The organism is Embleya sp. NPDC008237, assembly GCF_042956465.1.
Classification (GTDB): Bacteria; Actinomycetota; Actinomycetes; order Streptomycetales; family Streptomycetaceae; genus Embleya.
Map to the genome: position 1 here is coordinate 50,805 of NZ_JBIBGL010000033.1, position 25,760 is coordinate 76,564.

22 protein-coding genes and 1 pseudogene are annotated in these 25,760 nt (G+C 69.8%); 13 read left to right on the forward strand and 10 right to left on the reverse strand.

Features of this window, described 5'->3' with window-relative positions; genetic code table 11:
* Positions 1-112: 112 nt before the first annotated feature.
* The 3 genes and pseudogenes from ACFZBU_RS45820 to ACFZBU_RS45830 all read left to right on the forward strand — a co-directional run.
* Positions 113-499, forward strand: a pseudogene (locus ACFZBU_RS45820) (glycosyltransferase family 2 protein); the annotation flags it as partial.
* Complete coding sequence (locus ACFZBU_RS45825; RefSeq protein WP_391589772.1) at positions 460-1,353, forward strand: aminoglycoside phosphotransferase family protein; 894 nt, start codon at positions 460-462, stop codon at positions 1,351-1,353. The pseudogene ACFZBU_RS45820 and the gene ACFZBU_RS45825, both read left to right, overlap by 40 nt.
* Positions 1,354-1,490: 137 nt before the next feature.
* On the forward strand, positions 1,491-2,408 hold the full coding sequence (locus ACFZBU_RS45830; protein WP_391589773.1) for a hydrolase: 918 nt from the start codon (positions 1,491-1,493) through the stop codon (positions 2,406-2,408).
* Between the two features lie 43 nt (positions 2,409-2,451).
* On the opposite strand, the gene ACFZBU_RS45835 is transcribed toward ACFZBU_RS45830, so the two are convergent.
* Complete coding sequence (locus ACFZBU_RS45835) at positions 2,452-3,978, reverse strand: IMP dehydrogenase (protein ID WP_391589774.1); 1,527 nt, start codon at positions 3,976-3,978, stop codon at positions 2,452-2,454.
* 301 nt (positions 3,979-4,279) lie between these two features.
* On the opposite strand from ACFZBU_RS45835, the gene ACFZBU_RS45840 reads away from it, so the two are divergent.
* On the forward strand, positions 4,280-5,119 hold the full coding sequence (locus ACFZBU_RS45840; RefSeq protein WP_391589775.1) for an MFS transporter: 840 nt from the start codon (positions 4,280-4,282) through the stop codon (positions 5,117-5,119).
* Entirely contained in the window at positions 5,119-5,784 is a 666-nt protein-coding gene (locus ACFZBU_RS45845) for a hypothetical protein (protein ID WP_391589776.1), read from the forward strand. The genes ACFZBU_RS45840 and ACFZBU_RS45845 overlap by 1 nt, the downstream gene beginning before the upstream one ends.
* 188 nt (positions 5,785-5,972) lie before the next feature.
* On the opposite strand, the gene ACFZBU_RS45850 is transcribed toward ACFZBU_RS45845, so the two are convergent.
* The 3 genes from ACFZBU_RS45850 to ACFZBU_RS45860 all read right to left on the reverse strand — a co-directional run bounded on the left by ACFZBU_RS45850 (position 5,973) and on the right by ACFZBU_RS45860 (position 11,546).
* Positions 5,973-9,776, reverse strand: coding sequence for an AAA family ATPase (locus ACFZBU_RS45850; protein WP_391589777.1), 3,804 nt, complete (start codon positions 9,774-9,776; stop codon positions 5,973-5,975).
* A gap of 561 nt (positions 9,777-10,337) precedes the next feature.
* Positions 10,338-10,931: a GNAT family N-acetyltransferase gene (locus ACFZBU_RS45855; RefSeq protein ID WP_391589778.1), complete on the reverse strand. Its 594-nt coding sequence runs from the start codon at positions 10,929-10,931 to the stop codon at positions 10,338-10,340.
* A gap of 285 nt (positions 10,932-11,216) precedes the next feature.
* On the reverse strand, positions 11,217-11,546 hold the full coding sequence (locus ACFZBU_RS45860) for a hypothetical protein (protein ID WP_391589779.1): 330 nt from the start codon (positions 11,544-11,546) through the stop codon (positions 11,217-11,219).
* A 216-nt stretch (positions 11,547-11,762) separates the two neighbouring features.
* On the opposite strand from ACFZBU_RS45860, the gene ACFZBU_RS45865 reads away from it, so the two are divergent.
* Both ACFZBU_RS45865 and ACFZBU_RS45870 read left to right on the forward strand, forming a co-directional pair.
* Positions 11,763-11,987, forward strand: coding sequence for a hypothetical protein (locus ACFZBU_RS45865; RefSeq protein ID WP_391589780.1), 225 nt, complete (start codon positions 11,763-11,765; stop codon positions 11,985-11,987).
* 44 nt (positions 11,988-12,031) lie between these two features.
* Positions 12,032-12,523: a hypothetical protein gene (locus ACFZBU_RS45870; RefSeq protein ID WP_391589781.1), complete on the forward strand. Its 492-nt coding sequence runs from the start codon at positions 12,032-12,034 to the stop codon at positions 12,521-12,523.
* Here the strand turns inward: ACFZBU_RS45870 and ACFZBU_RS45875 are convergent.
* Complete coding sequence (locus ACFZBU_RS45875) at positions 12,490-14,196, reverse strand: ISL3 family transposase (protein ID WP_391589782.1); 1,707 nt, start codon at positions 14,194-14,196, stop codon at positions 12,490-12,492. The genes ACFZBU_RS45870 and ACFZBU_RS45875 overlap by 34 nt on opposite strands.
* On the opposite strand from ACFZBU_RS45875, the gene ACFZBU_RS45880 reads away from it, so the two are divergent.
* On the forward strand, positions 14,154-14,654 hold the full coding sequence (locus ACFZBU_RS45880; RefSeq protein ID WP_391589783.1) for a hypothetical protein: 501 nt from the start codon (positions 14,154-14,156) through the stop codon (positions 14,652-14,654). The two genes, ACFZBU_RS45875 and ACFZBU_RS45880, sit on opposite strands and share 43 nt — an antisense overlap.
* A gap of 460 nt (positions 14,655-15,114) precedes the next feature.
* Here the strand turns inward: ACFZBU_RS45880 and ACFZBU_RS45885 are convergent, their stop codons facing one another.
* Both ACFZBU_RS45885 and ACFZBU_RS45890 read right to left on the reverse strand, forming a co-directional pair.
* The gene (locus tag ACFZBU_RS45885; RefSeq protein WP_391589784.1) at positions 15,115-16,386 is read right to left on the reverse strand and encodes a hypothetical protein; all 1,272 of its coding nucleotides are present in this window, start codon (positions 16,384-16,386) and stop codon (positions 15,115-15,117) included.
* Positions 16,387-16,729: 343 nt separating this feature from the next.
* A complete protein-coding gene (locus ACFZBU_RS45890) occupies positions 16,730-18,118 on the reverse strand; it encodes a hypothetical protein (RefSeq protein ID WP_391589785.1) in 1,389 nt (462 codons plus the stop codon).
* Positions 18,119-18,451: 333 nt separating this feature from the next.
* On the opposite strand from ACFZBU_RS45890, the gene ACFZBU_RS45895 reads away from it, so the two are divergent.
* The 5 genes from ACFZBU_RS45895 to ACFZBU_RS45915 all read left to right on the forward strand — a co-directional run bounded on the left by ACFZBU_RS45895 (position 18,452) and on the right by ACFZBU_RS45915 (position 23,479).
* Positions 18,452-19,183, forward strand: coding sequence for a hypothetical protein (locus ACFZBU_RS45895; RefSeq protein ID WP_391589786.1), 732 nt, complete (start codon positions 18,452-18,454; stop codon positions 19,181-19,183).
* A gap of 183 nt (positions 19,184-19,366) precedes the next feature.
* Positions 19,367-19,849, forward strand: coding sequence for a hypothetical protein (locus ACFZBU_RS45900; protein ID WP_391589787.1), 483 nt, complete (start codon positions 19,367-19,369; stop codon positions 19,847-19,849).
* A 44-nt stretch (positions 19,850-19,893) separates the two neighbouring features.
* Positions 19,894-20,238, forward strand: a complete 345-nt coding sequence (locus tag ACFZBU_RS45905) for a hypothetical protein (RefSeq protein ID WP_391589788.1) — start codon at positions 19,894-19,896, stop codon at positions 20,236-20,238.
* Between the two features lie 180 nt (positions 20,239-20,418).
* Positions 20,419-21,885 carry an NF041680 family putative transposase gene (locus ACFZBU_RS45910; protein ID WP_391589792.1) on the forward strand — a complete coding sequence of 489 codons (1,467 nt, stop codon included), beginning with the start codon at positions 20,419-20,421 and terminating at the stop codon, positions 21,883-21,885.
* A 265-nt stretch (positions 21,886-22,150) separates the two neighbouring features.
* Complete coding sequence (locus ACFZBU_RS45915) at positions 22,151-23,479, forward strand: cation:proton antiporter (protein ID WP_391589789.1); 1,329 nt, start codon at positions 22,151-22,153, stop codon at positions 23,477-23,479.
* A 23-nt stretch (positions 23,480-23,502) separates the two neighbouring features.
* Here the strand turns inward: ACFZBU_RS45915 and ACFZBU_RS45920 are convergent, their stop codons facing one another.
* From ACFZBU_RS45920 to ACFZBU_RS45930, 3 genes are all read right to left on the reverse strand, one after another.
* The gene (locus tag ACFZBU_RS45920; RefSeq protein ID WP_391589790.1) at positions 23,503-23,859 is read right to left on the reverse strand and encodes a hypothetical protein; all 357 of its coding nucleotides are present in this window, start codon (positions 23,857-23,859) and stop codon (positions 23,503-23,505) included.
* 327 nt (positions 23,860-24,186) lie between these two features.
* Complete coding sequence (locus ACFZBU_RS45925; RefSeq protein WP_391589793.1) at positions 24,187-25,032, reverse strand: IS5 family transposase; 846 nt, start codon at positions 25,030-25,032, stop codon at positions 24,187-24,189.
* A gap of 257 nt (positions 25,033-25,289) precedes the next feature.
* Positions 25,290-25,760 (reverse strand): transposase (locus ACFZBU_RS45930; RefSeq protein ID WP_391589791.1); only part of this gene is annotated, 471 nt, incomplete at its 5' end.

Consider the following 25,760-nt stretch of genomic DNA (forward strand, 5'->3'; position numbering starts at 1 on the left):
ATGGATGAAACGGCACTTCCTGAACTCCCTGAGGACCTTCGGCACGACTATCAGGGGAAGTGTTGGTGGTGTAATCAGCCTGCAGACTCGCGGGAGCACCGCTATAAGAATCGGCGACTGGCCCCAGGACTTCTTCTTCACCCACGAGGAAACCGACCTCGCCTGGCGCGCCCTGGACGCCGACTGGGACGTCCTGTACGCGCCGAGCCTCCTGCTCGAGCACCCGCGCACCGAACCCACCCGGCACGCCGTCTACCACCGGATGACCGCCCGCAACCGCGTCTGGCTCGCCCGCCGCAACCTGCCCGCCCCACTGGTGCCCGCCTACCTGGGCACCTGGACTCTCCTCACCCTCGCCCGAGGCCGCCGCGACCCTCAGGGCCTCAAGGCGTGGGCCGGCGGATTCCGAGAAGGCTGGACCGGCGCCGCCGAACGCCACCCGATGCGATGGCGCACCGTGTGGCGCATGACCCGCCTCGGCCGCCCACCCCTGGTCTGACCCCCGCCGCCGCACCCACCCCGGAGCCCACCCTGGCCGTCCCCACCGGCACCCACGCCGTCGAGTTCCTGCCCGACCGGGTCGTCAAACGCTTCCCCCGCGACCACCGCGGCGAACCCGCCCGCGAATGGACCGCCCTCACCCTCCTCGACCATCACGCACCCGGCCTGGCACCACGCCCCCTGCACGCCGACCTCGACGGCGACCCGCCCACCATCGTCATGTCCCGCATCGACGCAACACCCCTGCGCGGCACCACCCTTGCCCCCGCGCACCTGGACGCGCTCGCCGACGCGCTCACCACCCTGCACACCGCCATCCCCTCCCCGTCGCTCGACGCCATCGCACCACCCCCCTGGAACCCCGAGACCGCCCTCGCCAAAGCCGTGGCCTGCGCCGCAGAACCCCCGCCCCCGGGTCTCGATGCCCGCGTCGGACGGGCGCTGACCTCCGGCGCGTCATGGCTCGAAACGCAACACGCCCGCCATCTCCACGACATGCCTGCCGCTCTGGGGATCGCCGACGGAAACCTTGCCAACTACCTGATCGACACCGGGAATCGCGTTCACATCGTCGACTACGAGGACTCCGGCCGCAGCACCCGAGCCTTCGAACTCGCCGAACTCCTCGAACACCCCTCGACCTGGGTCGACACCCACGCCTTCGACGCCGACCAGCTCGTCGAGCGCCTCGAACTCGACCCGGCCGAACACGAGGGCCTGCGCCGATTGCGGCCCCTGCTCGCCTACCTGTGGACCCGCATGCTCCTTCCCGGCGGCCTCGCACACACCCGCAACCCCGCCGGATCGCTCGAACGGCAGGCCGAGCGCCTCCTCGCCCTCCTCGACGCGTGAACGACAAGCTCCGTCACAGCGTCGGGTACGGGCCCCGCACTCCTCCTCGACGCGTGGAGCGAATTGAGAGAAGGGCACCCTGATCAGCTCGGTGACAGGCACCCGGCGCGATCACCAATACGCAAGATCCACATCTCGTGTTTCACCAACTCGCGCTCCAGCCGGGGCACACCCGCGACATCACCGCGCTCGCCCACGCCGACCCCTCCGCAGCCTGGATAGCCGCAGTCACCGCGTCGATGTCCCGCTTCGCGACCTTCCTCCCCGAACCGGCCCAACATCGACTCTGGGACGACGACCCCGACACGCTCATCGCCGGAACCCTGCGCCCCCAGGGCACCGCCCACGCCACCCCCCACGGCTGGACCCTGTCCGGGGAATGGCCCTACGTCAGCGCCGCCCACCACGCCCGATGGGCACTGTTGGCCTGCCGCCTGCCCACCGACGAACACCCCGGGCCCGTCGACCACTTCGCCCTGATCCCCGCCACCGCGTGGACGGTGCACCCCACCTGGGACGCCACCGGCCTGCGCGCCACCGGCAGCCACACCCTCCGCCTGGACGACGTCCACATCTCCCGCGACGACGTCTTCATCGCTGCGCGACTGTTCACCGGCCACGCACGCACGAAGGTCACGGTCCCGCACGAAGCGGTATCGGGCCTCACGTTCGCCGCGCCGCTCCTGGGCGCGGCCGAAGCCATGCTCGACCACCGCATCGCCCGCCTGCGCGAAACCGGGACGGACCCGACGCCGCACGCCGACGCCCTGGGAACCGCCTCCACCCACCTCAAGGCGGCGCGCCTGCTGCTCCTCGACGCCGCCGAGCGGACGCCGATGGACCCGGTCACCGCGGTCCGTGCGCGCCGCGACCACGCCGCCGCCGCCACCCACGCCCTGGCCGGGGTCGATCTGATGTGGCGCGACGCCGGCACCACGGCGTCGCAGCGCGGCACGTTCTCCCGGCTGTGGCGCGACGCCCACACCGCCGGAGTCCACCCCGCGCTCGCCACAGGCCCGGCCCACCGCGCGTGGATCGACGTGCACACCCGCTGACAAGCCCGGGGCGGGCCGACCATGCGTCGGCCCGCCCCGCACATCAGCCGATGGCGTCTGCGCGCTCGCGCACCATCACCTCGGCGCCGGTCTGCCGGAAACTCTGCTCCGACACCACCACCATGCGCGCCGACTCCCGAAACGCCTCGAGTGACGTCGAACCGCAACTGACCATCGTCGCGCGGACCTTCGCGCTCGTCATCGCGACCGCGTCGTACAGGCTGCCCGCGTACGGCACGAGCCCGTCCACGCCCTCGGCGAAGGCGACCGCCTCCGTGTCCTCGTGATGCTCGTAGCGGGCGGTGTTGCGGGCCCGCATCGAACCCTCGCCCCAGTACTCCTTGTAGTCCTGCCCGTTCACCCGCACCCGGCGGGTCGGGCTCTCGGTGGTGCGCGCGAAGTAGCGGCCGAGCATGATCGCGTCGGCGCCCATGGCGAGCGCGATCGCCATGTGACTGTCCTCCAACACCCTGCCGTCGCACACCAGCGGCACATACTCGCCCGTCCGCTCCGCGTAGGCGTCCCGGGCACGCGCCACGTCCAGCAACGCCGACGCCTGGCCACGACCGATGCCCTTCTGCGCGCGGGTCGTGCAGATGCTGCCGCCACCGATGCCGACCTTGACGAACGCCGCACCCGCGTCCGCGAGGTACTCGAACGCCCGCCCGTCCACGACGTTGCCCGCACCCACGTGCACCGCGTCCCCGTGGGCCGAACGCACGTCCTCCAGAACGCGCGCCTGGTAGGCGGAGTAGCCGTCCGAGGAGTCGATGCACAGCAGATCCGCGCCCGCCTCCACCAACGCCGGCACCCGATCATGGTGATCACGGGTGTTGATCCCGGCCGCCACCCGCAACCGCTTGCGGTCGTCCACGCTCTCGTGCCGGAACCGCTTGTGCGTGTCGTAGTCGCGCCGCAGCACCAGCGAGTCGAGCGCGCCCGCGCCGTCCACGACCGCGATCACGTCGGCGCGCCGCTCCCACAACAACGCGTTCGCCTCGCCCAACGACACACCCACGGGCGCGGTGAGCAACTCCCCGACACCGCGCATGCGCGTGGTCACCGCGTCGACCCCGGCATGGCGGTCCCGGTGGAAGTCGCCGGGACCGATCAACCCCAGAAGCGGTCCGCTCACCGTCCCGTCCTCGGTCACCGCAACGTGTTCCGCACCCGACTCCCGCACCAGGTGCGCGACCTCGTCGAGCGTCGCGGTGGGTTTGACCGACACGGTCGCGGGCCGAAACCCCGCCTTGTGCCGCTTGACCGCCACCACGTCCTCGACCTGCGCCTCGATGGCCTGGTTCTGGTGAACGAACGACAAACCGCCGCACTGCGCCAGGGCGATCGCCAGGCGAGGGCCGGACACCGCCTCCATGATCGCGCTCAGCAGGGGCGTCGCCACCCGCAACGGCGATACCTCGCCGACCCGGTGCCGCACCAGCGCGGTCGTCAGGTCGACGCGGTCCGGAGTGCACTGCTCGGTGGTCTCGTTCGGCAGCAGCAGGTACTCGCCCAGCGTGCGCGAGACCTCGGACAGGATCTCCACGACGTGCGTCCTCTCATACGTCACACACGCCCGCCCCCGCGCCCAGCCGCGATCGAAGGGATCGCTCGGCACCGAAACGAAACAACACCGAACGAACCGGGAACCTCCGGCAGGCACGCACGATGAGTCGAAGAGGCACGCGAACCGACCCCGGACGGCTGCGCCACGGGTTCGAGTGCGTGCGGTGGGTGACAACGGTTGCGCGATCCTAACCCACCCCGACACGCCGGCCACGCCATCGCCCGAACGCCCGCCACCGGTCGTCAACCGCCCAGGACACGGGTACGGCTTAGCGACCGACCCCTCTTCCAGGAACGGCGCCACGATGAACGCACCACCCGCCCCCTCGGGCAACGGAACGCGACGCGGCGGGGTCCTCGCACCCGGGCTCGGGGCCTCGCTCGTCGTGGCCAACACGACCAGCGTGTCCGCGATCCTCCCGTGTATCGCCACCGACCTGCACATCGACCGCACCCACACCCAATGGCTGTTCGCGTCCCACGCGATCACCCTCGCCGCCGCCCTCCTCCCGGCCGGCGCCCTGGCCGACCGCCACGGACACCGCCGCGTCTTCCTCACCGGACTCGCCGCCTTCGCCATCCTCGCCATCGCCGCCGCGACGAGCAGCAACCCCACCGAACTCGTCCTCGTACGCGCGGCCCAAGGCCTCGCGGGAGCCTTGCTCACCACCTCCTCGCTCGGCCTGCTCAAACACCACAGCCCCACCGGCGACCACACCCGCGCGTTCGCCCTTTGGGGAGCCGTCGTCGGCGCCGCAACCGGACCACTGCTGAGCGGATGGCTCACCGAACACCACTCCTGGCGCTGGGCCCTGGCCACTCCCGCCCCCGCCTGCGCCGCGGTGGCGCTCCTCGTCCTGACGCGCCACGCACCGACCCCGGTCCGCCACGGCGGCGTCGACGCGCGCGGCATCGCCCGGGCCACGATCGTCCTCGTGGCGGTCGCCTTCGCCGTCGTCGACGGCCCCGTGCACGGCTGGTGGCAACCCCTCGACACCACACGACTGTTCGGACACCGGTGGCCCCTGCCGATCGTCCCCGCGGCACTCGCCGCGGCGACCGCCGTGCTCGTCCTCACGATCCGCCGCGCCCGCGACGTGCGGTCGACACTCCGACCCAATACCGGTTCGGGGCCGCGAACCTGATGGCCGGCGTCATCGCTCTCGGCGAGTTCGGTCTCCTGGCCGTCATCCCCGGCTGGATACGACACACCTTCCACGCCTCGCCCACGCAGACCACCGCCGCGCCCACGGCACTCTCGCTGGGCGTGCTGATCGCGGGAGCCATCGCGGGCCGGACGTGGCGCGGTGCCCCGCTCCTGTGGGTGCGCATCGGTCTCACCATCGAGATCACCGCCATGATCGCGTTCTCCCTGACGGTCCTGTCCCCATCGAGCTGGTGGATCCCCGCGGCGTGGCTGGGCCTGTACGGCCTGGGCGTGGGCCTGGCCGGCGCCCAACTCACACACATCGCTCTCCGCGACATCCACCCGGAACAATCGGGCATCGCCGCCGCGATCCACAACGCCGTACGTCAAATCGGCACCGCCGCCGGGGTCACCATCATCGTCGCCGCCTACATCTCATTCGCGGACTCTCGCGAGGACGCATCGCTGCTCGACCTGCCGTCGAGCAGTTCCGCCATCGCCGCCACCGGCGCCCTCGTGGCAGTCATCCTCTTCGTGGGCCTCACGCTGTCCCTCGCACTGCCACCCGATCCGAGCGAAACAAGCCGTCCGAAACAAGCCGACACGGCACTCACGCGAAGACCGGCGAACGGCTGTGACCGGCGGATGTCGGAGGGTGAGTGAAGACCGAGATCCGTGCGCGTCGTCCCGGGCAACGGGTCGACGCACGCGCCGTCCTGCCGAACCGGATCGAGTCCCACCTCGCGGCCCTACGGTACTTCGCGCCCGACGGCAGCGACCACCGCAGTCACGGCGATCGTTCGTGAGGGGGCCGGCGGCACGAGCACGCGCCGAGAGCGCTCTAGCTGCCGCTATGCGGCTCCCGCGCCCGTAGGCGGCTTGCCCGGTTTCGCCGCCGCCTTCTTCGCGGCCGGCCTGGGCGCCGCATCGGCCCCCTTGCCGATGACTGTCGTGGCCAGCTCACGCCATGCGGGCACGTTCACGCCGCCCTGGTCGCTCGTCCACATCAGCGTGCCCGCCGCACCCCCGCCCTGGGTGTGCGGCAGGATGCCCTGGGCCGCGTACCACCGCTTCTTGCGTTCCCAGCCGGCGGCGTAGGACGGATCGTCCAGCATGCCCAGGTGCTCCCAGTAGACGCTGCGGCCGTCCGGACCGTGGATCGTGAAGTCCGGAAGCCTGCGCATGCCGTCGTTTCCGACCAACGGCTGCTCGTATGCCCACTGGCCGGGCAGGAGGTCGTCGAGGATGCTCGCCACGATGACCTCGTTCTTGCTGCGCACCATCACTCCGTTGCCGGTGATGTGCACCAGGCGCCCGTCCAGCGGGCCGACGCGAACTCCTGCCGCGGCGACGACGGTCTCGGGTTGGGGTTCCGCGCACAGGTCCGTCATGCGCCGAGCGCCGTCCGATCCGGTGGCGCGGGTCAATTCCTGGAGATCCTCGAGAGGGCCCTCGTGGCAGATCACCACCCTGCGGGTCTGGCGGGTGAGCGCCGTGTACAAGAGCTCGCGGGACAGGCTCTTCACGGCGGCCGGGATCATGAGGACGACCACGCCGAACTCGCTGCCCTGGCTCTTGTGGACGGTCATCGCCCAGGCCAGTTCCAATGGGGCCTCGTCGTCACCGCCTCCGCCTCGGTAGGTGTAGCGCCTGCCGAGCTGCGACGAGAACTCGATCTGGGTGTCCCTGGGCGCCGTCTTCATCTTCGCGGACTTGATCTGTCCGATGACCACGCCCAGCTCGCCGTTGGCGACGTATCCCCGTGTCTGGGTGGTCTGCGGGGCCCAGGACTTGCGGCTGCCGTTCCGGGTGTTCACGACCTTGTCGCCGACCACGATCTGTTCCGGTCCCAGTGGGCTGGGGACCTTGCGCCATCCATGCGGCACCGTAGCCTGTTCCAGCGCCGCCTGCCGGTGTCGCTGCTTCAGGTGCCGGTTCAGCTCCACGGTGCCGTGTGTGCGTCCGCGCACCGGCGAGAGGGCCTGCCACTCCTCGCACTTGCCGGCGGCGTCGAAGAACTTGGGATAGGTCTTCCCGTTCGCCGCGGGTTCGGTGGTGGCGCCGTAGCTGCGTGCGAAGCTCAGGCCGCCGTCGTCCTCGACGCCGAATTCTTCGCGCAGCACGTCGTCGAGGACCCGTGTCGCCGAACGTCCCTGCCAGGCCACTGCGCGGAGCGTCTCCATCGGCTCGCCGTGCCGCAGACGCTCCCAGACCTCGTCGGCGCCTTCCGCGATCTCGTCGCCGCTGAACCAGCGCGCGAGCATCAGGTCGTCGCGCACGCGGCCGACTTCGCGCTGCCGTCGGAGCACGGTCAATTCGGCCCATCCCGGCGCGATGCGCGGCCAACTTCCGGCGTGACCCGAGCGTGCGTGGTTTTCGAGGTCGACGAACGGGCGGCCCGCCCCGATCGGCGGTAGTTGACGGGGATCGCCGACCAGGATCAGCCGCTGGGGCGGCACCAGCGCGTCCAGGAGCGCGGCCAGCATGTCCTCGGTGAGCATGGACGCTTCGTCGACGACGACCGTCCCGTACCTCTGCCGGCTCGCCTTGTTACGGGTGCTCAGGTAGCGCGCGTGTTCGCCGTCGTAGCGCCGTGACTTGCTGAGGAACTGTGCCAGGGTCATCGCCGGTGCGCCGACCTTGCTCTCCAACTGCACTCGCGCCTTGCCGGTGGGCGCAAGGAGCAGCAGCCCCGCCGCGGTGACTTCCTCTCGGGCGGCGAGGGCCCTGACGAGTGTGGTCTTGCCGGTTCCCGCGGGGCCGTTGAGGATGGTCAGCCGTCCTTCGTACAGTTCCCTCAGTGCGGCGGCCTTCTCGGTGCGCGCCCGCCTTTCCGCCGGGTCGCTCGCGGAGTCGGCCTGTGCGCCCAGGACGTCCTCGAGCGTGCGTGCGAGGTCTGTGGGGGCACTGTGTCGGGGTTGTGCGCGGAGTTTCTTGATGTGGTCGCGGATCTCGTCGCGGCGTATGAAGGCCGAGGCGAGCTTGTAGGCGCAGGATCCGTCGGCAAGCCGTGTCGATGTCAGGATCGTCCATTGCTGTGTGGGATCCGGGAGCGTGGCCGGGGCCAATCCGAGTCCGCCGAGCACGGTGGCGCTCGCCGCGAGGGGTTGCGCAACGGCCGGTAGGGCGAGCCGTTCCAGCGTCTGGTCGACCGTCAGCAGTGTGTGTCCCTCGGCCTGTGCCCGGTCCAGCGCCGTGACGATCGCCGCCTCGACGCGCCGCACGTCCTGCGGGTCGTCGAAGGCGTACTCCTTCGGCACCGGAAGCGGGTGTCGCTCGGCGAGTTGGTGATCGGGGAAGCAGCCGCGGTCGACCGTCTCGAATGCGACGGGGAATGCGTCACCCGCGGTGCAGGTGACCAAGTAGTAGGGGTTCTGGTGGAGTTCCTCGGGCGTGATCACGGTGCCGGTTTCACCGTCGAGGACCCGGTCGACGGTGTCGGCGGTCAGGTCGAAGCGGCTCAGCAGGCGCAGCGCGTCCTTGATGTCCTGGGGCTGCCCGGCCCAGATCGTGCGGCGGGTTCGGGTTGCCAGGTCCAGAACCGGCTGTGGAGCGTTCCCGCCCTCCAGCGCGGCGACCAGCAGTGGCCACGGGTCCTCGCCTTCGACGACGGTGGATCCCAAAATCCTTGCGGCGAAGGTCGGGTGCGCGAAGCCGAGGCGTGAGAGCACGGCCGGCAGTCCCGGGGCCGGACCGCGGCGCTTCCAGGCTTTGGCCAGTTGCTCGTCGAGCCATTGCAGCGACGCCTCGGGGACCGAGCCGCCGAAGTCGACGGCAGCTCGGGCGGCGCGTTCGAGTTCGAGCAGTGCGGCCACCGCGACGTCGGCGGGAACGTGTTCGGCACCGTAGGAGAATTCCCGGTCCGTTTCGGGTGCCTTCGCCAGGGCCTGCGAGACGTCGACGCCGGCCGCGGCCCGGGCGGCGAGGTGCCGGACCGGCAAAAGAATGCCGCCGGTGCCGTCGGGCCGAAGGGTGTGCCGGACCACCGTCTCCCACATGTGGTTGGGGAACGCGGTGGGCCCGTCGGTGTGCCAACGCCCGGGAAGAGTCACCGCTTCCACCGTGGCCGCACCGATGAGCATGCGCCGTGGCTGGTCATCGAACGGGGAGTGCTTGACGTAGATGAAGACCAGCGACTCGTGCGGCGTGACGTTCTGGAAGAAGGCGTCGATGACCGCCTTCTGGTTGTCACCGTGCATCACCCACGCCGGCTGAAACCTCAGTTGTTCGCGGACCTGCTCCTCCCGGTGGGGAAGGAAGTCGTCCACCGGCTGCTGCGGCAGGACCTCGGTGACGAGGTTCTCGTGGTTGAGCCAGAAGAACGGCACCGCGTGCACCGACCAGGGCGGTACCGGCGCGGAGGTGTCGACGACGTTCTTCAACGCCTGGGTGTGCGCGTACGGGTGGGACCGGAGCAGGGTGTGCGGCCTGGGGCTCAGGAACCCGCCGTTCTCCCCGACGCACGGCGGCAGGCCGCCGGGCAGCTGCTGGAACTGTGCGCCGGAGTGGGCGATTTCCAGGTCGTCCCGGCGTTTCTCGCCGATGTTCTTGAGCAGGACGCACGAGCTGTTGGCCGCCGGATCCGAACAGATGTTCCCCGCCCACCCCGAATCGTGCCAGGGAACGCGCACGGAAAGATGACGCACGAAAGCCACGAAGAATCCCCCACCCGACGTCCATCGGCTTGGCGCCCCACACTACCCAGCGACGTATCCGACCGGAGGCGATTCGCAACCGCGCCTCCTCACCCCCGCGTTCCCCACTTCGTCCGGTCGCCCGCTCCGGCGAACGCCCCAGCCCCGGCGCACGCGCGCAGAGTACTCACCGGGGCCGCAACCACTCCTCGGGCGATCGGGCGCTGTCGACGTCCGACGCGCGCAGTCCGTCCGAGCTCGCGGCGGGGACCGGGGGCTCCGGAAGAAGCCGCGCAACGGCCTTCACCCGTTGCCGCGCAGGCCCCGGGCGGCCGTCGTCTCGTGCATCCGACAGCGTTTTACGGAATTCGGTGACAGAGCGTAACCCGCGAGCCGGTAGGACTCGTTGCCCTGCGCAACGGTGCTGTCGCAGGCGCTGCGTATGCTCCCCGAACACACGAGACTTCTCTGGCGGCCTGCCCAGATGCCCACCGCGGAGGGATGTACGTGAACGGCGACGGGTTCCGGTGGGTGGCGGAGCGGGAACATCGGGTTCTGCGCGACGTTCGCGCGGGGCCTGTCTCAGCGCCGTGGGGCCGACAGGGGGCGGGTGCCGGCACCGGACGGCAGCGGTTTGGCCGCCACCCGATCGACCGCGGCGTGCCCGTCCCGCTGCCCGGAGTGGGGGTCACAGGGCGTGAATCCGGCGGCGGCGAAGGCGTCGGCGGTGTGGGTGTCGCTCCCCGCGACCAGGCGTCGTGCTCCGGCCTGGGCGGCGGTGCGTTCCAGCGTGGCGAGCAGGCGGCGGCCGTGGCCCCTGTCGCGGTGTTCCGGGACGACGAACAGGTACGCGAGTTCCGCCGTCCTGCCCGGCAGGGTGCGCCACCCGCCGCAGGCGATCGGCGTCGGTCCGTCGTAGGCCAGGACGAACAAACCCTCGGGGGGTTCGAAGTCGCGGGGCTCGGTGGCGTCGGGACGGTCGGCGAATCCGTGGAGGGCGACCCGCTCCGCGTACAGGGCGCGCAGCAGGGCTCGGGCGTCGGGATGGGTGTAGGACCGGGGAACCAGACGCAGGGCCGTCGAAGGGTGCGGGTCGTCGGTGCCGAAGGGCCCGTAGCAGCCCCGGTGTCCACCGAGGACTGCCCCGCCCTTGGCGCGATGCGCGAAACCGATCAACGACCTCCTCCTGTCCCACGTACCGGTGTTGCGAGCATTCTCCGGGACGTACCCACCGCTGAACAGCCGCCGCGACGAACACACCGAGATCGAACTCCCCCGGATCGCCACAATCCATGCGATCCCTGCCCCGGGGACCCGTAGTCTTCGGGTCCCCTGAGCGAGGGTCCGACGCGGCGTTGTCGGTCCGACGCGGCACGGTGCCCGCATGTTCAACGGAATCGGTTCTCCTCAGGTTTTGTGGTTCGTGACTCTCCGTCAGCTTGATGGCGGCACGTTGCGCGGTCAGCAGTGGTCTTCGACGTAGAGCATGCGGCGCCCCGCCTCGGCTCGGAACTCATGCGCCAGGTAGCGGCCCATCGGCCCCGTTCCGCCCGGACCTAGGTACTCGTCTTTGATCCGACCCCAGAGCGCTGGGCGTTCAGCCTCTGGCACTATCCGGGGAGTGATGCCACCCATGTCCCCCCATATGACCGGCGTGGCATGGTCCTTGACGAGCCGACGGACGACGCGCACGTCCAGGCGCTTGCGGTGGAGCACCCAGCGGATCCCTTGCTCGTCGACGAGCGTGACCGGGCCGTTCAGACTGTCGGGGTTCGCGGAGAATCGCTGCATGAGCCGAGTCTTCCAGCGATCCATGGGTCCAGGAAGCGAGTTGTGAGCCCGGCGTCGCTCCGGAACTCCGTTTGCGATCAGGCCAACAGGACCCGCTTTCTGAGCAGTGCGAATCCCGCGCGGCCGAACATCTGGCGTTTGAGCATCTTAAAAGTTACGTGGAATCTGCCGGGGTGATCATGTCTCTCCGGTGCAACCACGGACTTGGGAGATGTGTTGAGCGGCACGACGGTGCTGATGGAGAAGTGGCCGGTGCTCGGCCGGCACGAGCAGGCGGCCGTCGAGGACGGCCAGGCGGCCTTGGACCGGCTACTCGACCGCCTCGCCGACACACCCACTCCAGCCGGCCCGACACCACGCGAACTGGACGTGCCGGTGACGGCCCGCCTTCTGCCGCTCGTCGACGTCCGACAGGGCGGGACGGGATCCGCACCGCGCTGATATCGGAGTGCGGACAGGCCCGGGAGAGTGACACAGTCACTGCCGTGACCTTGATGAGCGTGCTCGTCGACTTCGCCCGAACCGGCCGGATCGGCCCGCTTCACTGCGGAATGCCCCTGGCCGAGGCCGAGGACCTCCTTGGCCCGGGGCGGCCGCACCCCGCCCACATCATGAAGGGGCCCGACATCGAGGGCTACCCGTACTCCTGGGGCGGACTCAAACTGGACATCACCCAGCGGGCGGTCAGTGGCATCTGGATCCACCTCTGGCCCGGCTCGACAGCGAAGCTCCCTGCTCTCGTCCTGCCCGAATCAGAGTCGTTCGAGGCCACTGTGCTCCGCGAGGAACTGATCACGGCTCTCGACACCGCAGGCTGTGAGCATCACGTCAACGACACCCTCACCTTCGGCCAGCAGTCCAGCGTCCTCACCCGGCCCGGTGACGTCTACGCGGTCTTCAGCCTCCCGGGCAGGGACAACCACGTGCCTCACCGAGACCGTCACTACCTCGACGCGATGCACAAATACACGGCTTGACATCGCTGATTCCACAGAATGATGCGGTTGACGTGTCCTTCGACGACGCCGGAGTTCCAGGGCAGGGTCAGCCCGGCGATGACGGCGTCGCGGTCGCGGTCGATGCCTGCGGCCAGGGTGTGGAGGGCGGGAAGGTCGTCTTGGCGGACTGCGTCGAGCCAGTGCGGGAGTTGTTCGCCTCGGCGTTCGGTGAGCAATCGCGCGAAGGACCGGACGTGGCCGGTGAGGGCGTTGATTTCCGGGCAGTTGGCCAGAACAGCTTTCAGCCGGAGGTGTTCGGCCTCTTCGAGGGAGTCGGGGTGGCGGAGGATCCATCCGGCAACCGTGCGAGGAGACGGTGGAGTTGTGGTCGGCGAATCGGGCGAGAGGCGCTTCGCGCGGAAGTACGCGCCGACTCGCTGGTAGCTGCCTCGGTAGCCGAGCGACACGATTTCCTCCCAGAGCCTCCACGCTTTGGTGCACCCCTGGTTCCAGCGGTCGTCCAGGTAGGGCTTGTAGGCGTCGAGCACGGACGGCCGGCCCTGCCACTGCCCGCGGAAGAGGTCTTCCGGAGCAGCCGCGTCCGCGAGGAGCTTCACGGTGCGACTGGTCATCCGCAGTTGTCTCTCGATCGCGCGACGGCTGTTGCCTGCGGCCAACAGCGCGTGAACCCTGGCGTGGTTGGCACGAGTCCGGTCGGCGAACCGGTGACCGGTGGGCCAGGGCGATCCCGACGGATCGACTTCGACCGACTCGGGATCCGGATCGGAACGGGGCACCTCCGGTGGCAGGACGCGAAGGCATCCGCAGTGGTCCGCGACGCTGCGTTCGGCAGCTTGGCCGAGGTTGTTCCACAAGTGCCATCGATCAGCCACCTGGACGGCTTGGGGCGCACCGGCGGTGGCCCCCTCCGCGAAGAAGGGGGCGCGGTCTCGACATACGACCTCGATCCCGGGCCGTTCGGTCAGCCAGGCGGCCAGGCTCGCCGCCTGCCGGTCGGGAAGCATGTCGATCGGTCGGCGCGTCTCGACGTCGACCAGCACCGTGCCGTAGAACCGGCCCTTGCGTGTCGCGTACTCGTCGACGCCGACCACGCGCGGATCGGGAACGACCGGCTCGGGCAGGGCCTCGACCAACCGCAGGACCGTGCTGCGACTCACCGAAACCCCCAGGACACGAGCCAGGCGGGAACCGGCCCGCCCGGCGAGCGCCAGGCCGACCTCGGCCAACGTGTGACGCAGGCGCTCGGTCCGTTGACCGTGGCGCCGGGTCAGCATCGGTATCTGCTCGACGAAGGTCTTCCGAGCGCACGACTCGACGCGACAGACGAACCGGCGAACGCGTAGGCGCAACACCAACCGCCGCCCTCCACACGGCACATCGGCGGGAAACCGCAGGTAGGAACCGTGAACACGGTCCGACCAGGTTCCACATGCAGGACAGGAGGCACCGGCCGTCGTGCACCGGGCCTCGACGCGCACGGCGTCGCTGTCCGCGTCGATCGACAACACCGCGACGTTCGCGATCGACGGAAACAGCAGTTCCACCGGTCGAAGCAAGATCTCATCCACGACACCGAACTGTCGGCCATACCAACCCGACCACAGGCCAATTCCGGGCGACTTCCCCCACGGCCCAGACGACCCCGGTCGTGACTCAGCGTGCGCAGTCCACACAACCTGAGGCAGAACCACGGAAAATCGACGACATCGACTGGGCCTCGCTGGGGCACGCGTACGGCTCGGCGGAGGAGGTCCCAGCTCTGCTACGTGCCATTGGCTCGGCGGACACCAAGGAGCGCACAACCGCGTTCGACGAGTTCCACGCCTCGGTCTGCCATCAGAACAGCGTCTACGACGCCACGGCCGCGAGCATTGCGTTCCTGGTCGAGCTCGCGTTCGTGTTCGCCGCCAAGGTCGGTCACGGCTGGCTCGAACCAGCCGGGTGCATCGCCGACTTGACCACCATCGCCCGCTATCCGGGTCTGAACGTGCGCACGTTCACCGGGCCCGACGGGCCGGCCCGCGCTCAAGGCGCGCCGTCGTCCCTGTACGCCGCACAGAAGCGGCTCACCGGCGGCGAGGAGTTCACCGTCGTGCGCCGCGACAAGCTTCGGACCGCGAGTCGGCGGCCAATGGGCGCAGCCGTGTGAAGTTCGCCCTCGTCTTCGCGAACGACGGCGAATAGTCGGGTGCTTTCCGCTGCGGCACGGCGTAGCCTCGCCTTCCCGGCACATCCCCCCCGTGCCGGGCCGAAGGGCCGCGCTCCCCATCCCCACTCGGGAGCGCGGCCCTTCGCGCACCGCCCGTCCGTACTCCACCACTGTGGTAGGGCGTGGACTGTGCCCGTGAAGGCGCCTACCGCATGCGTCGCACGGTGCCGGTTTGCGGTTCACAATCGACGCCGGTCGCGGTCCTGGCTTCGGCGCCCATAGTTCGACGCGGACGCCCTGGTGCAAGAAGCGCAGGCGGGCCCGGGCGTGTTGCCGGCTTCGTACCGACGGGGACCACACCCGGGACCGGCCGCCTTCCACGGTCACGCCCGGTATGGCTGCGGAAACCCGAACGGGTGGGGGGACGCGGTGCGGACATCGGGGTTTGTAGCAGATCGGCTCATCCCAGTTCCCGAAGTCGGCGACGCACGCGGGCGCTGCGCATCGCGCGGGCGGCCGTCAGCGAGGACAGGCCGAGTTCACGCACGTACCGGCGCCAGAAGGCGGCGGCATGGGCGCGGGCCTGCGCCGACGGGGCGGCCGTGGTGGCCTCGTGTGCGGTCTCGGGCAGGTGTCGCCCGTCGACGGGGCAGGACAAGGCGCCCGCGGCGCGTAGGGCGCACGCGCGGTGTTGGCCGTTGACGAGTGCCTCGTCGCCGTCGCTCCAGTTGATCGGGTCGTAGAACAGCGACGCGGCGTAATCGCTGCTCTGGTCGTCGAGTTCGGGATCGCGACCGGCGCGGTCGGCCATGTCGGTGGAGTCGCCACCCGCGGCGAGGGCGCGTTCGGCAGCGCGGGCGATCGCCGCCCAGTCGGCCCGGTGGTACTTGCACGCGCTGAAGTCGTCCGGGCCCCAGGTCGTGAAGGCGTGGGCGTGGGCGGCCCGGTCGGCGCCGTCGGTGTCGGGGTACTCGTCCACGAGCGCCTTCACGCGGTCGGCGTGGGCGCATTTGAAAAGATGGTGTGGCCAGGGCAGCGCGGACAAGGGAACCATGCGCAACCCCTCGGCCCCTTCCATCAGCAGTGCGCGCTCGGCGGGTTCGGTGATCAGCGTCGGATACAGCTCGCCTTCTCCCGCCGGAGGGCGGGGCCGCAGTCGGGCGTCGACGGCACGAGCCCAGGTCTCGTCGGGCTCGGTGGCGTCCTCGAAACGGCGGCGAAAAATGTCGTCGACCGCTTCCGTGCCCCTGTCGAAGGCGACGCGTTCGACGTTGGGCGCGGTCAGGACGTCCACGTCCACGTCCGGCAGGAGCAGGAGGTCCAGGTTGTCAGCGTAGGCGACGGCGACCAGGCGTCCGTGGGCCCACTGCGGCCTGGTCAGGATCCGCTCCACCGCGTCCTGGGCCAGGTGCGCCGTCCACAGCACGCGACTGAATCCCTCGTCCACGCCGCGCTCGGCGGACGGATGGCGCCGGTGCACACGTAGGTAGTCGCCGGGGAGCAGGGCGCCGGCCGGTTTCGCGAACGCCGCCGCGTGGCGGTCCCGTTGCGGCGTGCGCGTGTCCACGGCGTCGACGGGGTCGGCGGGTTCGGTCACGAGCGCGGCGCCGCGCAACAGCGATTTCGTCTCGCCCCAGGTCGGGTGGCGCTCGTCGTGCTCCGCTCGCGCTCGGGGGACACCGCGCAGGGTGCGGTGATGGTTGCCGCGATGCAGGATCAGAGGGCCGGGCATTCCCTGGCACCATGCGACGGCCGCGGTCCTGAACGCGGACGGCGGCGCCGTCGGTGCGTCGGCGCCACGGAACAGGACGTCGGCGGGCAGGTGTTCGACGCGCTCCACGCGCGCGTAACCCGGCGTCCGGGGACGGCCCGCCCCGGGCGTCGACCCACAGGTAGTGCCCTGGACGGATGCGGGTGTGGCTCAGAGCGATCCACGGCGGATCATCGGACATGTGGTTCTCCTCGGTCGTCGTCCCGGCGTTCCGCGTCCGGTCGAGGGACCGGGCCCTCCGCGGGCGGTCCGGGACGAGGGCTGTCGCGGCCCCCGGGTCGACGCCGGGGGCCGAGGACGGGCTTCACGGTTTTCCACCGCTGTCGGCGCCCAGGCGTTGGGAGGCGCCGAAGCGTTCGGTGACGCGGGAGTCGAGGGCGTTGGCCAGGAACCAGGCGAGCACGCCCACCGGCAGGACCGACTGTCCCAGGGAGAATCCGAGGACGTTGGTGCTGGTCAGCAGCATGGTTGCCACGAGCGCGGCCAACGCGAGGGCGGTGCGCGCCCACCGAAGCAGGCGTCTGCCCAGAAGTTCGCGGTCGGTGAGTTCCTCCGGCGCCATGAGCGTCCATTCGCCGTCGGCCGCGTTGACGACGCCCAGGGCAAACGCCTGGCGCATGTCGTCGAGGCCGCCGCCTCCGACGGCCGCGACGCTCTTCCACGCCCGTACCCGGGTGGCGATGCCGAACGCGATGCGGGCGAGTTCGTGGTCCGCGGTCGCGTCGCCGGTGCGCAGGGCCCGGCGCCACGGTCCTTCGGCTGTCCGAGCCAGGGCCTCCAGCCGGTCGAGCAACTCGCGTCGTTCGGGCGAGGTGACGAATGTCGAGGGTATCTGCGCCGGGACGGGGTTGGGCATCGTCGTGTTCGCGGCCGCGGTGGGGTCCGGTGGCGGTTGGGGGGCCGGTGGGACGAGTCGTTCCAGCAACAGCGCGATGTCCAGGAAGTCCAGAAGGAGCATCGCGCAACGGACCGCGTCCTTGGGCTGTCGGGGTGCGAACAGGTCCAGCACCGCGCGGCACAGTCGGGCGAAGAGGCGGACCCCGAGAACGGCGGTGACGCCCGTCAGCGCCCACGCGACGCCGAGGTCGGGGTACAGGTGGGCGACGGTGTGCCCCTTCCAGTGCCAATCGCCCACCGGTGGCGACTGCGCCCAGGAACGCACGTCGGGCATCCAGCGGGACCTGCTTCGCAGCGCGATCACCCCGGAGACGAACAGGACCAGCAGGCACACGCCGGCGCCGTGCCGCCCGAGCGCCTGCGCGGCCCGGACGAGGCGGTCCGCGAGCAGGTAGAGAAGGAAGCCCACCCCCACCATGGCCAGAACCCCCGAGCTGGACGGCGGGTTCGCCGCCGGAGTCCAGTTCATCAGCGGAGTGAGCGGAAAGACGAGCAGACTCACCGGCAGGAAGGTGGTCACCGGATGCGCCCGGGTGAAGTCCTCGATCGTCGCGGCCCAGCCGACACGCGCGGACATGATCCTCCCCGCGTCCACCAAACGGGGCTCCAGCCGCGTACACGTCGCGCCGTCCAGTGCGCGGAGCGACCACAGGTCGCGTCGGCGTTGCTCGCCGAAGTCGTCCAGACGTGCGTCGTGGGCGGCCGGCAGGCGCAGGAGATCGGAGCGGGCCCGCCGTGCCCTGTTCCGCAACGGGATCACCAGGTCGGTGCGGACCTGGTCCAAGATCTGCCCCACCGGTCCCTGCCCGTGACTCATCGCGTCCCGCCCCCCGGCGCCGAAGAATGCCCACCGTAGCGGGGCGGACGTGCTGCGTAAGGAGGAATCGGGAAGGTCGCGGCGCCCTCCGAGCGGCAGAGGCGTGCCGGGGCCGGCCATGAACGAGCGGACGTCCCACGCCGACACGGCCGGGCAAATACCCGGGGATCGGGACCTGCGGGCGCACCGGTCGAACCTCGGTCACAGCGCACCCGAATTCGGCCACATCGGGCGGAAGGAGCCCCGGGAACGACGACGGTCGGGTATCGATCGAGGACGTCGACTCGATCGCCCACGCATGCGGGAGCGCCGGTGAGGTATCAACCCCACGATCTGACCCTGACCTACGAACCCGCCAGGAGGATGGTCCACTTCGTCCTGTACGCCGACCCCACGCGCGGCATCGTGACGAACGCCCTGAACGCCGAGATCTACATCCACAGCCCCACTCGCCATGTCGAGGAGTGGGCACGCAGGCTGGAGCGCTGCGAGCCGAACCCCCTGCACGCCGCGATCCTGGACAACCGCAGCATGCCCGAGCTGTTCCGTCGCTGCGTGGAGGAGGACGGGGATGACCCCACCGCGCTCGCCACCGGATCGGCGTGCTCCTGCTATCGGACCCTGTACGACCCGGAGTTCGGTCTCCCCGTGGTGGCGAAGCACCGCCGCGTCGACGCCGCGAGTGCCGACAAGTGGAGCTACCAGACATACGCCCCGCTGGAGCTTCGTCCGCAGGACACCTTCGCGGCCCTGGTCGTGGACCGGGGCGAGTACTTCTGGATCAGGACCACCGACGGACTCCTGTCGTTCCTGCCCCAGGGACCTTCCCGGGGCTATGGCGTCGGCTACTCCGGCGGCGGGCCCGCCGAACTCGCGCTGTACATCGACCGACTGATCGACTCGGACGGACGAGACACCGCCGTTCACCCCACGCCGCACAACTGGGACACGCACCCGAACGTCGACGCGTGGACGTCGAGCACGGCCGCGACCCGCACACAGGAACTGACACTCGACGATCTCCGAGCGCTCCGGCACGACTGATCCCGCGTCCCGTCCGCAACCCGATCACGTCCTGTCCACACCGCCCCGCTCCCCCACCGGCAAATTCCGATCACGAAAAGCGGGGCAGTTCCACGCGTCGCGGAAGGGAATCGGGGCCGCTTCCGGAGTTCGATCCGGCATGAACCGGACGAAGCCAGCAACGCGTTGTCGGAGTGGTGTGCCATGCTTCGTCCCGCGCGCAACGCCGCGTTCGCGCGATCCATCGGGTCGGCGGTCATTGCCCGCGCCGTTCGACAGGGCCAGGACGCGGCCGTCATCGCCGCCGGCCTGGGCCTGACGCAGACCGTCGACGCGCTGGTTGACGAGTGGCGCCGGACCGGGCATCACGCCTACATCCGAGCCGTTGCCGACACGCTCCGCTGCCGGGACTCCGGAATCCTGCGGCGTACGGAAATGCGCGGCTACGCCGACGACGAGTACGACGACCAGTGCGGGGTACGCACCGACGTCCCCGGTGGCCTCGTCTCCCTGCATTGGCCTTCCGACAGCGTCACGCCCCAAGAGATCGAGTTCGTGTGGAACAACCCGCGATCGTGGCCCCACACCGGGTGGTCGTACCGCATCGTCGCCGCCGAAAGCCGGTTCGTCTACGAGGCGGGACGGATCGGTGAGGCCACACATCCCGTACCTCAGCTTGACGTTTAACCTTCGGCGGGTGGGTACTTGCGCTGCTCGATAGATTGCCGGTCATGGTCGCACCGGTGGGCCGGCGTCTCGCGGAGGTATTTCCGACGCTGGCCCGAGACATCGTCGAGATGCTCGGTCCCGAGGAAGACGGTCACGTCTTGGCGTCGACGATCGGTGACCTGGTGTTCCTCGGTCGGTGTTCCTGCCGGCCCGACTGCGATGCCTTGTTGACGGCCCCGTTCGGTTCTTCCGGATCCGGGGTGGTGACCTTGCAGCGTGACGACGACATCATCTGGTTGTGGCTGGACGACTCCGGCACCATCACCCGGATCGAGGTCCCCGATCACGATGTCCTCGGGCCGGGCGCGCGACGAACCGATCCCGCCCACGGCGCGACGTCCGTGTAGACGCGGTTCCGGGTTCCTCATACGAACGCACTGCCTTGCGTGCTTGCCGCAGTGTGCGCCGCAGTAGCACGCCGACGGTCTCGTGTCCGGGTTTTCGACGTTCGGTTGTGGTGCCGGCGACCCTCGCCGGATCCTGTGCTTCGACCAAGGGGCACATGAGGGATCGGGGCGAAGGCCGTGGTGGCGGGTCTGTCGTACGAGCCGGAACGGGTTGAGGCGTTCGGGCAACTGTCGTACTTCCGGGGCGAGTTCCATGGCTGCCTGACTCGGCGCGGTGATGCGCTGTTCGAGTTGGCCGACGCGGTGCTGTGCGCCGACGGGCCGGTGAAGACACTGGTCGGGCTCTCGCTCGCGCCGGAGCACCGCCGTGGTCACGGAGCGCTGTACGGTGCGGTCAACCAGGGCCGGATCGACACCGCCCGGTTGCGGGACGCGCTGGTTCGGCTGCCGCTGCCGAAGGCCGCGGACGGGCGGATCGTCCTCGCGGTCGACGTCTCGCCGTGGCTGCGCCCGGATGCGGACACCAGTCCGGACCGGTCCTTCTGCCACACTTACGGCCGGGGCGAGGGGAAGCACCAGATGGTGCCGGGCTGGCCCTACTCGGTCGTCGCCGCGCTGGAACCGGGGCGCAGTTCGTGGACCGTGGTCCCGGACGCGGTACGGCTCGGGCCGGGCGAGGACGTCGCCGCCGCGACCGCGGCCCAGGTCCGCGCGGTTGTCGAACGACTGGTCGCCGCCGGGCAGTGCGGACCGAAGGATCCGGACGTGTTGATCGTGCTCGACGCCGGCTACGACGTCCCTCGCATCGCTTTCCTCCTTGCGGATCTTCCGGTCGAGGTGCTCGGGCGCATGCGCTCCGACCGTGTACTGCGGCGGCCCACACCACCCAAGGTCTACGACCGGCAGGGCGGCCGACCGCCCAAGCACGGCGCCGAGTTCGTCTTCGGCCAACCCGAGACCTGGGGCGATCCGCAGGCCGTGACGAGAACCGAAACGACGCGCTACGGCACCGCTGTCGCCACCGCGTGGGACAGACTCCACCCCCGACTGACCCGCCGCAGCGCGTGGGAAGGATTCGACGGCGAGTTGCCGATGATCTCCGGGACCGTCGTCCGGCTTCGGGTCGACCGACTGCCCAACGGCGGAGAAGCCAAGCCGGTCTGGCCGTGGTGGTCCAAGACCGACGCGACCGACGCCGACGTCGACCGCTGTCGGCAGTCGTTCCTGCGAAGGTTCGACATCGAGCACACGTTCCGCCTGTTCAAGCAGACCCTCCGCTGGACCGCACCCAGGATCCGCGACCCCGAATCCGCCGACCGCTGGACCTGGATCGTGATCGCCGCCTACACGCAGCTGTTCCTCGCCCGGCCGCTCGCCGACGACCTGCGACGCCCCGGGGAGAAACCCGCCGAACCGAACCGGCTGACCCCGGCCCGAGTCCCCAGAGGGTTCAGGAACCTCCGCTCGAAGACCGCACGTCCGGCCGGCGCACCCAAACCCTCCACCCCTGGTCCCGGGCGACCGCCAGGCTCGAGGAACCACAGACCGGCACCCCGCCACGACGTCGGCCGAATCGTCAAAACCGGCGAGTCATACACCCGACCCAGCCACCACAACAAAGGGACCAAACCCCGAAGAATGGGTTAAATGACAAGCTGACCCACTACGAAGGAGCCCTCGTTGTCGTCACCCACGACCGCCGCCTGCAAGCCGCCTTCACCACCGCGCGGTTGACCATCGCAAACGGCAGGCCCATCGAGCCGGGCATCGAGCCGGACGCCGAGGCGGGCCTCCGGCCGGACACAGCGCGAACGGCGTGAATCGTAGGGGCCGACCGGGGTACCGAACGATCCGACGAACACGAAAGTGGAGCCGTACGTGCGTGCGTTCGGGTTTCGGGTAGGCGCGGGCGATGGATCCCATGGATTTGTCGTATGCGGTCATCGGCATCGGAGCACTCCTGGCCGGGGTGATGCCCCGGCTCGTGGCGCGGCGCCCGCTGTCCGTGCCGATCGCGTTTCTCCTGCTCGGGATGCTCGTGTTCGCGGTGCCTTCGCCGCTGCCGGATCCGGATCCCTTGGCGGATCCGGCCCTGAGCGCGCACATCACCGAACTCGGCGTGATGGTGGCTCTGATGGGTGCGGGCCTCAAGCTCGATCGACCGTTCGGCCGGGATCGTTGGTCGTCGACGGGGCGTCTGCTGCTGATCGCCATGCCGTTGGGGATCCTGTCCATCGCGCTGCTGGGCTGGTGGGCGTTGGGCCTCGCCCCGGCCGGGGCCCTGCTGATCGGCGCCGCGCTCGCGCCCACCGACCCCGTGCTGGCCTCGGACGTCCAGGTGGGCGAGCCCAGTGAGGAGGAGGACTCCGAGGACGAGGTGCGTTTCACGCTCACTTCCGAGGCAGGGCTCAACGACGGTCTCGCCTTCCCGTTCGTGTACGCGGCTGTCGCCATGGCGACGATGGGGGCGGCCCCGGGCGCCTGGACAGGCCACTGGCTGGCCGTCGACGTGGCGTACAAGCTCACGGCCGGGCTCGTCTTCGGCCTGGGTACGGGTTGGCTCATCGGCCGCCTGAGCTTTCGTCCGCGCGCCCGGTCACTGCGGCTGGCCGAGCACGCGGAGGGCTTCGTGGCGCTTGCCGCGACGTTCCTGTCCTACGGCGTCACCGAGGTCGCGGGTGGTTACGGCTTCGTCGCGGTGTTCGTGTGCGCGTGCACGATCCGGGCCTCCGAGCGGGCGAGCGGCTACCACACCGTCCTGCACGATTTCATCGAGCAGATCGAACGCCTGCTCACCGTCGGCATCCTGCTGCTGTTCGGCGGCGCGATCGTCGGCGGCCTGCTCGGGCCGCTGACGTGGCAGGCGGTGGCCCTCGCGACAGCCGTGGTGTTCGTCGTCCGCCCGGCGACCTGCCTGGTCGCCCTCGTGGGATCCTCGCTGGCTCGACCCGAGCGGGGCGTGATCGCGTTCTTCGGCATCCGGGGCATCGGCTCGTTCTACTACGTGTCGTACGCGCTTGCCGAAGCGGAGTTCGCCCGGGCCGACCTGATCTGGGCCACGACCGGCCTGGTCGTGGTCATCTCCGTCGTCACCCACGGGATCACCGCCTCTCCGGTCATGACCTGGTTCGACAACCGGACGCCGACCGATACGGACGTCCCGTTCGCGCCCACCCCGGCCGGTTCCGCCCCCACCGCTCCACGTGCCCGCTCCCATGAAGCCGGCGAACCCGCCGAGTAGGCGGACCCGGCAGCGGTGGAACGCTACGCGGCCTGGCGCTCCTGGGTCGTCGCGAACGGCCGCGAACGCGACGGAACCGGGCCGCGACGGAGGTCGGCCGTGCGTGATGCGTTCCCGGCGGTGCGACGGGTCGATCCAGGGTATCCGGGGATGATCCCCCACAACGCGGCGACCATGGCCTTGAATTCGTCGGGTGGGCCGTCCCACATCGGGGTGGTCCAGGAGACCGGTATGACCACGACCTTGTTCATCCATCGGCCGGAGCGCCTGGTGTCGAGCCCGGTTCGGTGGCGGTAGCGCCCGGTGGCGACCACGCCGACCCGGTGGCTGCCGTGCTTGACCGGCCAGGAGACCAACGTCTCGACGTCCGCCCAGGCCACGCCCCTGGGACCGTGCCCCGACTCTTGGGCGAGGTGACGCCGTCCGCGTCCATGCGCAGGGGCCGCCGGCGGACACCTACGCCCACACGCGCGACGCGCCCGAGGCCGGACTGTGGATCGCGACGCCGACGCCCAGCTGTCCCTGCGCCGGGGCGGGCGCATCGTTCTCCCCGAGTTCCCCGTCACCATCGTCGACGGCCTCGGATACACCAGCCTCCGCCGTTGGCCCGGGCTGTGAACTTCCGACTCCTCGACGACATCGTGACGGTGACCGACCAGGACATCACCACCGCCATGAGAGGACGTCTCGCTCGCCTGAGTGATAGTTCAGGGATTGTGCCAGGTTATGGTGCTTTCGCCGGTTGCTCGCTTCGCGAGATTGGAAATCATGGCGAGGCGGATCATGCTCTCGGAGTGCTCGGGCCTGGTCTCGTAGTCGCGGGCCAGTCGGCGGTGCATCATGATCCAGCCGAAGCTGCGCTCGACCACCCACCTCCGCGGAACGACCGAGAAGCCCTTGACCTGTGTGTTTCTCGGTACGACGTCGACGTCGATGCCAAGCTCCGCTCCGTGTTCGATGGCCTGGGTCTTGTAGCCGGTGTCGACCCAGGCCTTGGTGATCGTGGGGTGGGTGGTGGCGAGTTGTGTGAGGAGTTGTTTTCCGGCGTCGTTGTCCGAGACGCCGGCGGCGGTGACCGTGACGAGGAGAAGAAGGCCGAGGGTGTCGACGACGATGCTGCGCTTGCGGCCGACGATCTTCTTCGCCGCGTCGATGCCCTGGGTTGCGGTGGGCACGCTGGGAGCGGTCTTGATGCTCTGCGCGTCGATCACGCAGGCGGTCGGCTCGGCCGACCGGCCTTCCTTCTCGTGGACCAGGCGGTGGAGTCGGACGCCGAGCCGCTCGATCGTGCCGTCGGCCGTCCAGGCGCTGAAGTGGGCGAACACGGTGGTGTGCGGCGGGAAGTCGTGCGGAAGGTAGCGCCAGGCAATCCCGGTCCGGTTCACGTACAGAATCGCGTTCATGACCTCCCGCAGGTCGGAGACCCTGCCGCCGAGGCCGAGCGAGGTCTTCTGCCGTTCGGTCCGCCACGCGGTCAGGACCGGCTCCACCAGTGCCCAGCGGGCGTCGGACAGATCACTCGGATAGGCTTTGCGCTGCGGCGAGTTCTTCATAACTCCACTGGTACATAAGGGAGTTGGAGTCTGCCATCGCTCGTCCGGGTGAACCGCCACGGACAATTGGCGACCTTTTCGAACCGGACGGGAGCTTTCGGTGCGAGACGGGATGGATCGCAGCGGTAATGGCGCCCGAGTAGCTGCGGCATATTGGGCAAAAGCCTCGTCTGTGGAGACTTCAGGCGAGCGGCAAAATTACCCAAACCTGCACGTCAATGACACGAACGTCCTCTGAGAGGGGGTCCGGTAAGGGTTTAGGCTTCCGCGTCCGGGTTTGGGTAGATGGTTTGCCGGAATCGGACCTTGGGGCCGACCAGTCGGCGGGCGAGTGTGTTGGTCATCGCCCAGTGGATCATCGCGCGGGATCGTTCGGGACGGGTCTCGTAGTTGCGATGCAGGCGACGGTAGCGGGCCAGGATGCCGAACGTCTGCTCGACCACCCATCGTTTCGGCAGGACCGCGAAACCCTTGGTGGCGGGGTCGCGGTTCACGAGCTCCAGGTCGATGCCGAGGGTATGTGCATGCCCGACGGCGCCGTTCTTGTAGCCGCCGTCGGCCCACGCCTTGGTGATGTCGGGGAAGCGGGCGCGCAGTTCGTCGAGCACTGCCTTGCCGCCGACGGAGTCCTGGTCTTGAGCCATCGCAATGAGGACGGGGCTGACCAGGGACAATGCGATGTGGACGGTGTCCTCGACGCGGAGGAATCGAGACCTTTCCGGCTGCGG

Coding starts and splice junctions, on each gene's coding strand:
- ACFZBU_RS45860 (WP_391589779.1), bottom strand. CDS start 11,546: ATGCAGCGATTCTCCGCGAACCCCGACAGTCTGAACGGCCCGGTCACG.
- ACFZBU_RS45915 (WP_391589789.1), top strand. CDS start 22,151: ATGGATCCCATGGATTTGTCGTATGCGGTCATCGGCATCGGAGCACTC.
- ACFZBU_RS45925 (WP_391589793.1), bottom strand. CDS start 25,032: ATGAAGAACTCGCCGCAGCGCAAAGCCTATCCGAGTGATCTGTCCGAC.
- ACFZBU_RS45885 (WP_391589784.1), bottom strand. CDS start 16,386: ATGCCCGGCCCTCTGATCCTGCATCGCGGCAACCATCACCGCACCCTG.
- ACFZBU_RS45900 (WP_391589787.1), top strand. CDS start 19,367: ATGCTTCGTCCCGCGCGCAACGCCGCGTTCGCGCGATCCATCGGGTCG.
- ACFZBU_RS45840 (WP_391589775.1), top strand. CDS start 4,280: ATGAACGCACCACCCGCCCCCTCGGGCAACGGAACGCGACGCGGCGGG.
- ACFZBU_RS45845 (WP_391589776.1), top strand. CDS start 5,119: ATGGCCGGCGTCATCGCTCTCGGCGAGTTCGGTCTCCTGGCCGTCATC.
- ACFZBU_RS45905 (WP_391589788.1), top strand. CDS start 19,894: ATGGTCGCACCGGTGGGCCGGCGTCTCGCGGAGGTATTTCCGACGCTG.